Annotated in this window: 10 protein-coding genes; 1 reads left to right on the top strand and 9 read right to left on the bottom strand. The window is 60.5% G+C overall.

Annotation, left to right across the window (positions count from 1 at the left end; genetic code table 11):
- Window positions 1-70 precede the first annotated feature (70 nt).
- The 9 genes from SB765_RS14425 to hmpA all read right to left on the bottom strand — a co-directional run bounded on the left by SB765_RS14425 (window position 71) and on the right by hmpA (window position 10,435).
- A complete protein-coding gene (locus SB765_RS14425; protein ID WP_410931490.1) occupies window positions 71-1,198 on the bottom strand; it encodes a hypothetical protein in 1,128 nt (375 codons plus the stop codon).
- A gap of 118 nt (window positions 1,199-1,316) precedes the next feature.
- A complete protein-coding gene (gene alaC / locus SB765_RS14430; RefSeq protein WP_063426301.1) occupies window positions 1,317-2,525 on the bottom strand; it encodes an alanine transaminase in 1,209 nt (402 codons plus the stop codon).
- Between the two features lie 335 nt (window positions 2,526-2,860).
- Window positions 2,861-3,748 (bottom strand): heme o synthase, encoded by an 888-nt coding sequence (cyoE, locus tag SB765_RS14435; RefSeq protein ID WP_016484944.1) that lies wholly within the window; start codon window positions 3,746-3,748, stop codon window positions 2,861-2,863.
- An 11-nt stretch (window positions 3,749-3,759) separates the two neighbouring features.
- Window positions 3,760-4,092 carry a cytochrome o ubiquinol oxidase subunit IV gene (cyoD, locus tag SB765_RS14440; protein ID WP_016484943.1) on the bottom strand — a complete coding sequence of 111 codons (333 nt, stop codon included), beginning with the start codon at window positions 4,090-4,092 and terminating at the stop codon, window positions 3,760-3,762.
- Window positions 4,092-4,718, bottom strand: a complete 627-nt coding sequence (gene cyoC / locus SB765_RS14445) for a cytochrome o ubiquinol oxidase subunit III (RefSeq protein ID WP_016484942.1) — start codon at window positions 4,716-4,718, stop codon at window positions 4,092-4,094. Before cyoC ends, cyoD begins: the two co-directional genes overlap by 1 nt.
- A gap of 3 nt (window positions 4,719-4,721) precedes the next feature.
- Entirely contained in the window at window positions 4,722-6,740 is a 2,019-nt protein-coding gene (gene cyoB, locus SB765_RS14450; RefSeq protein WP_016501429.1) for a cytochrome o ubiquinol oxidase subunit I, read from the bottom strand.
- Between the two features lie 3 nt (window positions 6,741-6,743).
- Window positions 6,744-7,688, bottom strand: coding sequence for a ubiquinol oxidase subunit II (gene cyoA / locus SB765_RS14455; protein ID WP_016501430.1), 945 nt, complete (start codon window positions 7,686-7,688; stop codon window positions 6,744-6,746).
- 559 nt (window positions 7,689-8,247) lie between these two features.
- Window positions 8,248-8,754, bottom strand: a complete 507-nt coding sequence (locus SB765_RS14460; RefSeq protein WP_341797601.1) for a disulfide bond formation protein B — start codon at window positions 8,752-8,754, stop codon at window positions 8,248-8,250.
- 502 nt (window positions 8,755-9,256) lie between these two features.
- Window positions 9,257-10,435, bottom strand: a complete 1,179-nt coding sequence (gene hmpA / locus SB765_RS14465) for an NO-inducible flavohemoprotein (RefSeq protein WP_341797600.1) — start codon at window positions 10,433-10,435, stop codon at window positions 9,257-9,259.
- 154 nt (window positions 10,436-10,589) lie between these two features.
- Between hmpA and norR the strand changes: the two genes are divergently transcribed.
- Complete coding sequence (gene norR / locus SB765_RS14470; protein ID WP_410910773.1) at window positions 10,590-12,146, top strand: nitric oxide reductase transcriptional regulator NorR; 1,557 nt, start codon at window positions 10,590-10,592, stop codon at window positions 12,144-12,146.
- Window positions 12,147-12,237: the final 91 nt, after the last annotated feature.

Raw genomic sequence — 12,237 nt, forward strand, 5'->3', positions numbered from 1 at the left:
TCGAACCCGGGGCGGCTGGATAGAGGGTGCATGCAAAAAAATTTGCCACTGATCCGGCCGCCCGCTTCGTTCAGCGCAATGCCTTGTAGGTGGAGACATCCCAACGCTGCAAGGCAAGCCCTTCGGTCGGGTCATAGTCATCACCACACACCTTGCTGAACTGCGTACGGTCCTCGCCGCAATGCACCAACCGGTCATGCTTCTGACCCTCGGTCAGCACTGTGTAGGATTTGACGCGCATGGCTTGGTACTGCGCTTCGGCTGCGGCCATGGCTTGGTGACACTTCATCAACTGGCTGTCGTTCAACGCCAGCTGCCTGCCCAGTTGAACCCCCCAGCGGGTCAGGCAGACTTCAGCGAAATGTCGCACGATCAGCCCGGGCTCCTTGAGCACCGTGCCGTCGCTTGCACCATCTACCGATGCGTTGCCGACCAGCGTGGCATGACGCCCGGGCATCGGATAAATACAGATTTGCGTGCCACTGGCGACTGACGGGATCACGCAGGCAAACCCTTTGGAACGCTCATCCCGCGAGTAGAAGCCGACATATTCACGCACGTTTTCCGCCAGTGCGATGCGCTCGGCTTGCACATTGCCGACACCAGGCACCGGGTCGATCGCAAAGATATTCACCGGTACGTTTCGCAATACCGGGTCTTTCGCCATGGCGTTGGCCAGCATGTGGCAGCTGATGCCGCCCCGGCTCCAGCCCACCAGGTTCACCTGGGTCGGAATGCGCGGTTTGCGGAACATGCTGATGATGCGCTCTTGCAACTCTTGCGGCGTTGGGTGGCGGTCACCGTAGTCGTAGGTACGCCAGAACCACGAGGCCGTGGATGACACTTCCGGAACAGGTACGCCAGCATCCTTCAGCCGCCCGTACTCTTCCTCGCTCAGCTTGGTGCGCTGCCAGTTGCTTTCGCCTTTGATCACCTGCAGCACGTGGTTGACGTTTTCTTCCCAGCCGCTACCGAACAACTGGCCGGTCCAGTTGAAGTAGCCGCCGGGCTCTACGAACAGCTTGTCATCCTGAAGGTTGCCGCTGCCGGGACCGTCAACGGCAATCCAGTGGGCGAATTCGCGGCCCTGGTCGTTGGCGGCCAGGGTCGAAACCAGCTCGCCGTTCCAGAAGTTGGGGTTTGCATCGTCGAAGCGATGCGAGCCGGTGCCGCAGAAGTAGGCGGTGAACACACTCATGGGGAGGGATCTCTTTGGTGAGAAATGAGTGCTGAAGATAGGTAGGCTGATCGGTGAAACGCAGGCGGAAAGCTCGCCCTGCTGGAAAATCGAGGGGCTGCTTTGCAGCCCCGGTTGCTTATTTGCGGGCCACCCCGTCAGCCCGGAACATCTGCCGGATGCCGCGAATGGCCTGGCGTATGCGGTCCTGGTTCTCGATCAGGGCAAAGCGCACGTGGTCATCGCCATACTCACCAAAACCGATGCCCGGCGACACGCACACCTTGGCCTCAGCCAGCAGCTTCTTGGAAAACTCCAGCGAGCCCATGTGTGCATATTGCTCAGGGATCTTCGCCCATACGTACATCGATGCCTTGGGGTTCTCGACCATCCAGCCCAGCTCGTGCAGCCCTTTCACCAGCAGGTTGCGGCGCTGGCGGTACTGCTCGGCAATGTCACGGACGCATTGCTGGTCACCTTCCAGCGCCGCAATGGCAGCGACCTGCAGCGGGGTGAAGGTGCCGTAGTCGTGGTAGCTCTTGATCCGGGCCAGGGCGTTGACCAGCTCGGGGTTACCGACCATGAAGCCGATCCGCCAGCCCGCCATGTTGTAGCTTTTGGACAGGGTGAAGAACTCCACCGCAATGTCCTTGGCGCCAGGCACCTGCATGATCGACGGGGCTTTCCAGCCGTCGTAGACAATGTCGGCGTAGGCCAGGTCATGCACCACCAGCACGTCGTACTGCTTGGCCAGGGCCACCACGCGCTCGAAGAAGTCCAGCTCCACGCACTGGGCGGTCGGGTTGGACGGGAAGCCGAGGATCATCATCTTCGGCTTGGGGATCGACTCGCGAATGGCCCGCTCAAGCTCGTTGAAGAAGTCCACACCCGGCACCAGCGGCACCGAACGCACCTGGGCACCGGCGATCACTGCGCCGTAGATGTGGATCGGGTAGCTGGGGTTGGGCACCAGCACCGTGTCGCCCTGGTCGAGTGTGGCCAGCATCAGGTGGGCCAGGCCTTCTTTCGAGCCGATAGTTACGATGGCTTCGCTTTCCGGGTCGATGTCAACCTCGTAGCGTTCCTTATACCAGTTGGAGATGGCCCGGCGCAGGCGCGGGATGCCGCGAGAGGTGGAGTAGCCGTGGGTGTCTTCACGCTGGGCGACCTGTACCAGCTTCTCGACGATGTGCGGCGGGGTGGCGCCATCGGGGTTGCCCATGCTCAGGTCGATGATGTCCTCGCCACGGCGGCGGGCGGCCATCTTGAGCTCGGCAGTGATGTTGAAGACGTAAGGGGGGAGACGATCGATGCGCGCAAAGCGGCGCGGCGAACCTGGGTTGGCCATGGCTTCCTCTGAGGACGTAAGCGCCCGGAACCGTCCGAGCGACGCTGGCCGATGTGGCGGCCTGAGACAGAAGATAGTGCCGAAACATGATTCCTGTAAAGGGCAAAATCCTGTTTTTCTAGATCTTTTTAGAAGTATTTTTTGAAAATACAGGATTTATATTTTGCTGTGATGGCCTCTTCGCGGGCTCGCCCGCTCCCACAGGGTTACTCACAGCCCTTGGGACCTGCGCCGTACCTGTCGGAGCGGGCAAGCCCGCGAAAGGGCCGGCACAGAAAAACGCCCACAAAAAACCCCGGCACATGGCCGGGGTTTTCGTGAAACAGGCAGCAGTATCAGCGTGCGTAAGTCATCAGCACGTCCGCAGCAGTCTGGCTGTCCACGCCCATCATCACGCTCAGAGCGGTGACAGTGAGGATGGAGAAGCCGAACACCTTGCGGGCCCACTTGCTGTCGTCCTCGGCCTTGTAGCCACCCCAGGCCATGTACAGCCAGTACAGGCCCATGGCAGCTGCCACGGCCAGGTAGCCGAGGCCGGCGTAACCGCCGAGGGTGAGCATCAAGGTGGCGAGCACGAAGGCCAGCACGTACAGCACGATCTGCTTCTTCGCCGCGAGGATGCCACGTGCCACCGGCAGGACCGGAATGTTGGCAGCGCTGTAATCCTTGAAGCGGAAGATTGCGATGGCAAAGCTGTGTGGCATCTGCCACAGGCTGAACATCACCAGCAGGGTTACCGCAGCCAGGTCGAAGCTGTTGCTAACGGCGCAGTAGCCGATCACCGGAGGCATGGCACCCGAAAGGCTGCCGACCAAGGTGCCGTGCACCGATTTACGCTTCAGCCACAGGCTGTAGAAACCGACATAGACAATGAAGCCTACAGCTGCGCAGAACGCCGACAGTGGGTTGGCCTGGACATACAGCAGGCTGAAACCCGCCACCCCGAGCAGGGTGGCGTAGATCAGCGCGAGGGGCAGCGACATGCCGCCCTGCACCATGACGCGGTTCTTGGTGCGCTCCATCTTGTGGTCGATGTCACGGTCGATGCAGTTGTTGAACACGCATCCGGACGCAACCACCAGCGAAGTACCGATCACCACCGCCAGGAACAAGGCGAAATCCACATGGCCCTTCGAGGCAAGGAAGAAACCGCCTGCCACGGAAAGCACGTTACCGAAAATGATCCCCGGTTTGGTGATTTGGATAAAGTGCTTAACGGACATGCAGTCTTACCTCACTTGGCCATCATTTCGATGTGGATGTTGAACATGATCCACAGCGACAGGCCGACCAGCAGTGCAATTACCAGCACGGTGAACAGGAACGTCGACACGTTGTTGCGTTGCTCTTTCGAGCGGTCCATGTGCAGGAAGTACACCAGGTGTACCACTACCTGGATCACGGCCATGGCAACAATGATCAGAACGGTCAGGTTCTTCGGCAGGCTGGCAGTCATCGCCAACGCGAACGGGATCGCGGTCAGGATGATCGACAGGACAAAGCCGATCATGTACGACTTGACGCTGCCGTGGTTACCTTCGTGATGAGTGTCGTGTGCGCTAGCCATTACAGAACCCCCAGCAGGTAGACGACGGTGAATACGCAGATCCAGACCACGTCCAGGAAGTGCCAGAACAGGCTCAGGCAGCTCATGCGGGTCTTGGCGGTCGGCGTGATGCCATGCTTGTTGATCTGGTACATCATGATTGCCATCCAGATCAGGCCGGCAGTCACGTGCAGACCGTGGGTACCTACCAGGGCGAAGAACGCCGACAGGAAGCCACTGCGCTGCGGGCCGAAGCCCTCGCTGATCAGGTGATGGAATTCATAGATTTCCATCGCGATGAAGCCTGCACCGAACAGGAAGGTCACAGCCAACCAGCCCAGTACGCCAGCTTTCTTGCCATCGAACATCTTCAGCATGGCGAAGCCGAAGGTGATCGAGGACAGCAGCAGGAACAGCGTTTCAACAGCTACGAAATCGAGCTGGAAGATGTCATGACCCGACGGGCCGCCGGCAAAACTGCCGGACAGCACCGCGTAGGTGGCGAAGAGCGACGCAAACAGGATGCAGTCGGTCATCAGGTACAGCCAGAAACCCAGTACGGTCATCTGGCCCGAGTCGTGGTGGTGGTCGTCATGCCCATGGTCGTGACCATGAGCAGCGCCGCCGTGCATTACTTGACTGGACATTGATTACACCCGCTCAAACGATTCGACACGTGCGCCGGCAGGCAGAGCACCTGCTTTGGCCAGCGCTTTCATACGCTCGCCTTCGATGCGCGCCACTTCTTCGGCCGGAACCATGTAGCCCTGGTCGTCACGTGCAGCGTGGCGAACGAAGACTGCGATGGTTGCCAACAGGCTCGCGCCCACCAGCCACCAGATGTGCCAGATGAAGGCGAAGCCGAACACGGTCAGGAACAGACCCATGAACAGACCGGTGGAGGTGTTGCTCGGCATGTGGATCGCTTCGTACTTGGCCGGAACCTTGTACGCCACACCGGCTTCCTTGGCTTCGTGCCAGGCGTCCAGACCAACTTTTTCAGGCATGTGAGCGAAGTTGTAGAACGGCGGTGGCGACGAAGTGGACCACTCGATGGTACGGCCGCCCCATGGGTCGCCAGTGACGTCCATGTTGTCTTTGCGGTCGCGAACCGACACGTAGATCTGGATCAGCTGGCAAGCGATACCGAACAGGATCAGCACGGCGCCGACAACGGCTACGTACAGGTAGGGTTCCCACAGTGGGTTGTCGGAGTGGTTCAGACGACGGGTCATGCCCATGAAGCCCAGGGCGTACAGCGGCATGAACGCAACGTAGAAGCCCGACAGCCAGAACCAGAAGGCAGCTTTGCCCCACTTCTCGTTCAGGGTGAAGCCGAAGGCTTTCGGGAACCAGAAGGCGAAACCGGCGATGTAGCCGAATACCGCGCCACCGATGATCACGTTGTGGAAGTGCGCAATTACGAACAGGCTGTTGTGCAGAACGAAGTCAGCACCTGGAACGGCCAGCAGTACGCCGGTCATGCCACCGATGGAGAAGGTGACCATGAAGCCCAGGGTCCAGAGCATCGGTGCGGTGAAGCGCACACGGCCTTGGTACATGGTGAACAGCCAGTTGAACAGCTTCACACCGGTCGGGATGGAGATCAGCATCGTCGCCAGGCCGAAGAAGGTGTTGACGCTGGCGCCGGCACCCATGGTGAAGAAGTGGTGCAGCCATACCGCAAAGCCGAGGATGGCGATCGCGCCCGATGCGTAGATCATCGAGTGGTGGCCGAACAGGCGTTTGCCAGAGAACGTCGAGGTAACTTCCGAGAACACGCCGAAGGCCGGCAGGATCAGGATGTACACCTCAGGGTGACCCCACGCCCAGAACAGGTTGACGTACATCATCGGGTTCCCACCAAGCTCGTTGGTGAAAATGTGGAAGTCCAGATAACGGTCAACAGTCAGCAGAGCGAGTGCAGCAGTCAGAATCGGGAACGAAGCAACGATCAGTACGTTGGCCCAGGTGCAGGTCCAGGTGAAGATCGGCATGTCCATCAGCTTCATGCCAGGTGCGCGCATCTTCATCACGGTGACGAGGAAGTTCACGCCGGTAAGCGTCGTACCCAATCCGGATAACTGTAGCGCCCAGATGTAGTAGTCGACACCTACCCCAGGGCTGTACTGGATGCCTGCGAGCGGCGGATAGGCAACCCAGCCGGTCTTGGCGAATTCACCAACGCCCAGCGAGATGTTGACCAGCAGCACGCCTGCCAGCAGCAGGTAGAAGCTCAGGGAGTTCAGGAACGGGAAGGCAACGTCACGTGCACCGATCTGCAGAGGAACCGCGAGGTTCATCAGGCCGGTGAAGAACGGCATCGCCATGAAGATGATCATGATCACACCGTGAGCGGTGAAGATCTGGTCATAGTGTTCAGGCGGCAGGTAGCCTTCGGAGCCACCGGTAGCGGCAGCCAGCTGGGTACGCATCATGATGGCGTCGGCAAAGCCGCGCAGCAGCATGACCATCGCGACGATGATGTACATCACGCCGATCTTTTTGTGGTCGACAGTAGTCAGCCACTCGCTCCACAAGTAGGTCCACTTGCGGAAATAGGTGATAAGACCGACGACAGCGATACCGCCGAGCGCGATCATGGCAAGCGTCACCATGACTATCGGCTCGTGATAGGGTATCGCCTCCAGGCTTAGTTTACCGAACATCTCTTACTCCTCTGCACCGGCAGCTGGTTGCATACTCGATTCCACACCCTTGGTTGTGGCCAGATCTTTGCTGCCTGCTTCTTCGTGGACCGGCTTGCCGCGGTTCATGCCTTCGTACTTGTCGACGATGGACTGGAACAGCTCTGCTGGCGCCTCGCTGTACAGCGCGACTGGGTTGTATTCGCTAGGCTTGGCCAGAGCTTCGTACTCGGCTTTGCCCAGTTTCAACGGCGACTGCTTGACCTCGGCGACCCATGCATCGAAGTCGGCCTGGGAAGTGGCAGTAGCCTTGAATTTCATGCCGGTGAAACCAGCACCGCTGTAGTTGGCGCTGATACCGTCAAACACACCGTTTTCGTTGGCGATCAGGTGCAGTTTGGTGGTCATGCCGGCCATGGCGTAGATCTGGCCACCCAGGCCCGGGATGAAGAACGAGTTCATCACGGCGTCGGAGGTGACACGGAAGTTCACCGGGGTATTAGCCGGGAAGTTGATCTTGTTGACGGTGGCAATGCCCTGTTCCGGGTAGATGAACAGCCACTTCCAGTCCAGTGCGACCACGTCGATCTGAATCGGCTTCACGTCCGAGTCCAGCGGACGGTAAGGGTCCAGCTTGTGGGTGGAGTGGTAGGTGACGTAACCCAGGGCGATGATGATCAGGATCGGGATGATCCACACCGCGGCCTCGATCTTGGTCGAGTGCGACCAGTCAGGGGTGTAGGTGGCTGCCTTGTTGGAAGCACGGTACTTCCAGGCGAACGCCAGGGTCATGATGATCACAGGAATGACCACCAGCAGCATCAGGCCGGTAGCGATCAGGATCAGGTTCTTTTGCTCAATGCCGACCTGGCCCTTCGGGTCGAGCAGGGTCCAGTTGCACCCACTGAGTAAAAGCATGCCTAAAAAGGGCAATATGCCAAACAGTCTGGGGTAACGCTTTTTACTCATCTCACGACCTCTAGATCAGCTTGCTTCAATGCAATTTGTGTTTTGGTAGCCAACACTTCGTCCTGCCAAGTGAGGCATTTTGCGCCCGTACTCGCTCCTGCCTGGGGTCCGACTGCAGGACCTTGGCTTCAAGCGTGTTAGCGGTGCTTATGGTTTCGTAGGCAACAGGCCTGTACTTCAGACCAAGTCCATTTGGTGCGGGAAAACGCGGAGGGGGGTCCGCCCGGTATCGCCGTTGGGCGAAACTTGACGAAGTCAGCAAAAAGGAGCGCTGGGGCTTCCTTCAATCCTGCGACTCGCAAGCAGTGCCGAACGGAAATTGGGGGCGATTGTAGTGAGGTCGCCAACCCTTGACTATGACTTATTGAGCAACAGTCTTTTACAGAATGCGTAACAATGCTGCTCGATAATTCAACTTCGCGACAGTTTGTCGCACCCCGCTTGCTAGGCCTCAAAGCCGCATTCTGCAAGGCTTTGTGGTTGATCTGGATCAAGCGGTGAGCGACTTTTCCCTCTTCTCATGCGGTGTAAAAGACCACATGCAATTCAGGACTTTTGTCTAAGCCTGGCGTCGGTTGCGGTAGATCCCGAGCGGAACCAGGATGGCGGTCAGCACGAACGCCACGAGCGCCCATTGCGCCAGCGACAAGCCGAGAAGCGGCGGGTACGGCGTGCTGCAGAAGCCGTCGACCTGGAATGCCAGCGGCCAGAGTTTGGCCAGAGGCAGGTCGTCAACGATCGGCTGGAGGGTATCGATGCCACAGCTGACCATGGGGTTGGCGAGTATATACACATGGTTGCCGGCCGCAATGATTCCGCCAATTGCGCTTAGCACCACCAGTGCCTCGAAGAAGGTCAGGCTGCGGCGCCCGGGCATCGCCGCGGCGACAAAGGCGAATACGGCAATGAACAGCAGCGCGTAACGCTGCAGGATGCACAGCGGGCACGGTGCCTCGCCCAACACCACTTGCATATAGAGGGCGCCGCCGATCAGCGAGAGGCAGATCAGGCCCAACAGCACCAGAAAGCGCCGTTCCCGATTCAGGCGCGATGTTTGTTCGTTCATTGCCGGTTCCTTCGATGGATAGTGGCAGCGTGGTCCGCCTGCCTGAGCGCAAGTCTACACGCTGGGCAGGGCCTTTGAGCGTGCCGAGGAAGCAGCGTGATCGCACTGCGCAGGGCTATCCGGTGTGGCTGAGACCGGCTATCACAACGTCGGTTCAACGCTGGGCGGCAAAAAAACGGCAGCCCGGGTGCCGCGCAGGGGCAAGCCCCTCGACACCCGGGAGTGAAGGATACCGTGATTAAAGGAGGATTAAAGATGAAAGCGCAGCGCGCGGTTTCATCTTTCCTTTATATATAAGCAGGAAGGTGTGGTGCGACCCACCGGCTGGGATGAAAGGCCCGGGAATGGCTTGCACTCTCCCTGTAGGAGCGGCCTTGTGCCGCGAAAGGGCCGCAAAGCGGCCCCAGGGTCTCAGCTTCGCAGCTGATATTGCAGGGGCCGCTTTGCGGCCCTTTCGCGGCACAAGGCCGCTCCTACAGGTCAGCGCAGTACCTTCGGTGGATTACTCCAGGGCAGCCGCCGGCCCGAAGAACTCGTAGCGGCTCTGCTGCTCCGGCACACCCAGGCCCTTCAACTGGCGCTTCACTGCCGCCATGAAGGCCTTGGGCCCAAGGAAGTAGGCATCCACATCACGCTCCGGCGGCAGCCACTCGGCCAGCAGGTCCTCGCTCAGCAGGCCGATGGCATCGGCCTCAGCGCCACCCGCAGGCTCGGCATAGCAGTAGAAGCGCTTGAGCTGCGGATGACGCGCCGCCAGGCCATCGACCCAGTCACGGAAAGCATGCACCGCACCGTTACGGGCGCAGTGAATGAAATGCACCTCGCGCCGGGTCTGCAACGCCGCCTGCAACATCGCCAGGGTCGGCGTGATGCCCACGCCCCCGCTGATCAGCACCAGCGGCTTGTCGCTGGCAGCCAGGGTGAAGTCACCCGCAGGCGGGAACAGTTGCAGGGTATCGCCCACCACCAGCTCATCGTGCAGGTAATTGGAAACCTTGCCGCCCGCCTCGCGCTTGACGCTGATGCGGTACTCCTTGCCATCGCACAGCGCCGACAGGGAATAGTTGCGGCGCTGCTCGGCACCGTCGATGTCCAGCTTCAGGCCGATGTACTGGCCTGGCTCGGCCTTGAGCACCGGCTTGCCATCTACCGGGGCAAAGTAGAACGAGACGATCTCGCTGCTTTCCTGCTCGCGACGCACCAGGCGGAATTCGCGGGTACCGCGCCAGCCGCCCTCGGCCTCTTCCTTCTGTTTATAAAGGTTTTCTTCAGCACCAATCAGGATGTCGGCCAGCTGGCCATAGGCCGCGGCCCAGGCATCGATCACCGCGGGGGTGGCGATTTCCTTGCCCAGCACTTCCTCGATGGCGCGCAGCAGGCAGCTGCCGACGATCGGGTAGTGCTCCGGCAGAATCTGCAGGGCAACATGCTTGTTGATGATCTGCCCGACCAGGCCGCCCAACTGCTCCAGCTGGTCGATGTGGCGGGCATACATCAGCACGCCGTTGGCCAGGGCCCGCGGCTGGTCACCACTGGCCTGGTGGGCCTGGTTGAACAGTGGACGGACCTCGGGATACTCGTTGAGCATCATCTTGTAGAAGTGGGTGGTCAGCGCTTCGCCGCCGCTTTCCAGCAGGGGTACAGTGGCCTTGATGATTGCACGTTGTTCGGCATTGAGCATTGCGACAACTCCTGAGCCTGTGGCTTCAAATGACTGCTCTAGCCATTTCAGAAATCGTGCCAACTTTTATCGCCAGCAAAATCAGGGGTTTGACGCAGGTCATGTCAAAACGACCCACCCCGGCGTATAGTCATATCGACCCACTGGAGTCTTTATGACCACAAAGCCATTGCTCACCGCCTTGCTGCCCCTGGTCAGCGACCTGTCCCGCGATTTGCCCGATCAGGAGCGCTACCGGCGCCTACTGCAGGCCATGCGCGGCCTGCTGCCGTGCGATGCCGCCGCGCTGCTGCGCCTGGATGGTGAATGGCTGGTACCGCTGGCTGTGGATGGCCTGAGCCCCGACACCCTCGGCCGGCGCTTCCGGGTCAGCGAGCATCCACGGTTCCAGATCTTGCTCAGCCGCTCGGAACCCACCCGTTTTGCCAGCGACTCCGAACTGCCCGACCCCTACGATGGCCTGGTCAATGCCCCGGACGTCGACCTTGAAGTGCACGACTGCATGGGTTGCCCGTTGATGGTCGATGAACGCCCTTGGGGCCTGGTCACCCTCGACGCCCTCACCCCCGGGCAGTTCCAGAGCCTGGAACTGGATGCCCTGCAGGCCTTCGCCAGCCTGGCCGCCGCCACCGTTACCGTGGCCGAGCGCATCGAGCACCTGGCCCTGCGCGCCGAGGACGAACACCACCGCGCCGAGATCTACCGCCAGGCCAGCGGCCAGGATAAAGAACTGATTGGCCAGAGCCCGGCGCACAAGCGCCTGGTAGAGGAAATCCGCCTGGTCGGTGGCAGCGACCTGACCGTGCTGATCACCGGCGAAACCGGCGTCGGCAAGGAACTGGTGGCCCTTGCCCTGCACCAGGCCAGCAGCCGCGCAGACAAGCCGCTGGTCAGCCTGAACTGCGCCGCCCTGCCCGACACGCTGGTAGAAAGCGAACTGTTCGGCCATGTACGCGGTGCCTTTACCGGTGCGCACGGCGAGCGCCGCGGCAAGTTCGAACTGGCCAACGGCGGCACGCTGTTCCTCGACGAAGTAGGTGAATTGCCACTCACCGTACAGGCCAAGCTGCTGCGTGTGCTGCAAAGCGGCCAGTTGCAACGCCTGGGCTCGGACCGCGAGCACCGCGTGGACGTGCGCCTGATTGCCGCCACCAACCGTGACCTGGCAGCAGAAGTGCGCAACGGCAACTTCCGCGCCGACTTCTATCACCGCCTCAGCGTGTACCCGCTGCACGTGCCGCCCTTGCGCGAACGTGGTCGAGATGTACTGCTGTTGGCTGGCTACTTCCTCGAACAGAACCGTTCGCGCCTAGGCCTGAACAGCCTTCGACTGAGCCACGACGCCCAGGCCGCGCTGCTGGCCTACGACTGGCCAGGCAACGTGCGCGAACTGGAACACCTGATCGGCCGCTCGGCCCTCAAGGCACTGGGCCAACACCCCGATCGGCCACGCATCCTCACACTCGCAGCCATCGACCTGGACCTGCGCGTGTCTTCGGCAACACCGGGGCCCCTACTCTCCCCCACAACCCCGCTCCAGGTGGCAGCATTACCTGAAGGCGGCCTGCGCGAAGCGGTCGACCTCTACCAACGCCAGGTGATCGAAGCCTGCCTGCAACGCCACCAGGACAACTGGGCGGCAGCCGCGCGCGAGCTGGGCCTGGACCGCGCAAACTTGAGCCGATTGGCCCGCCGGCTGGGGCTCCGCTGAGGATCACCTACAAAAGGATTAACCCAGAAAGCCTCTGGTTGCTTCCTGCCCGACTGCTATATCTCCCTAACCACCCAAATCTCGACTGCCT

The sequence above is a fragment of the Pseudomonas sp. SIMBA_067 genome, from assembly GCF_046534675.1.
Classification (GTDB): domain Bacteria; phylum Pseudomonadota; class Gammaproteobacteria; order Pseudomonadales; family Pseudomonadaceae; genus Aquipseudomonas; species Aquipseudomonas putida.

Excerpts from the sequence above, each read along its gene's own strand:
- norR (WP_410910773.1), top strand. The coding sequence starts at position 10,590 with ATGACCACAAAGCCATTGCTCACCGCCTTGCTGCCCCTGGTCAGCGAC.
- cyoA (WP_016501430.1), bottom strand. The coding sequence starts at position 7,688 with ATGAGTAAAAAGCGTTACCCCAGACTGTTTGGCATATTGCCCTTTTTA.
- cyoB (WP_016501429.1), bottom strand. The coding sequence starts at position 6,740 with ATGTTCGGTAAACTAAGCCTGGAGGCGATACCCTATCACGAGCCGATA.
- hmpA (WP_341797600.1), bottom strand. The coding sequence starts at position 10,435 with ATGCTCAATGCCGAACAACGTGCAATCATCAAGGCCACTGTACCCCTG.
- cyoE (WP_016484944.1), bottom strand. The coding sequence starts at position 3,748 with ATGTCCGTTAAGCACTTTATCCAAATCACCAAACCGGGGATCATTTTC.
- alaC (WP_063426301.1), bottom strand. The coding sequence starts at position 2,525 with ATGGCCAACCCAGGTTCGCCGCGCCGCTTTGCGCGCATCGATCGTCTC.
- cyoD (WP_016484943.1), bottom strand. The coding sequence starts at position 4,092 with ATGGCTAGCGCACACGACACTCATCACGAAGGTAACCACGGCAGCGTC.
- cyoC (WP_016484942.1), bottom strand. The coding sequence starts at position 4,718 with ATGTCCAGTCAAGTAATGCACGGCGGCGCTGCTCATGGTCACGACCAT.
- SB765_RS14425 (WP_410931490.1), bottom strand. The coding sequence starts at position 1,198 with ATGAGTGTGTTCACCGCCTACTTCTGCGGCACCGGCTCGCATCGCTTC.
- SB765_RS14460 (WP_341797601.1), bottom strand. The coding sequence starts at position 8,754 with ATGAACGAACAAACATCGCGCCTGAATCGGGAACGGCGCTTTCTGGTG.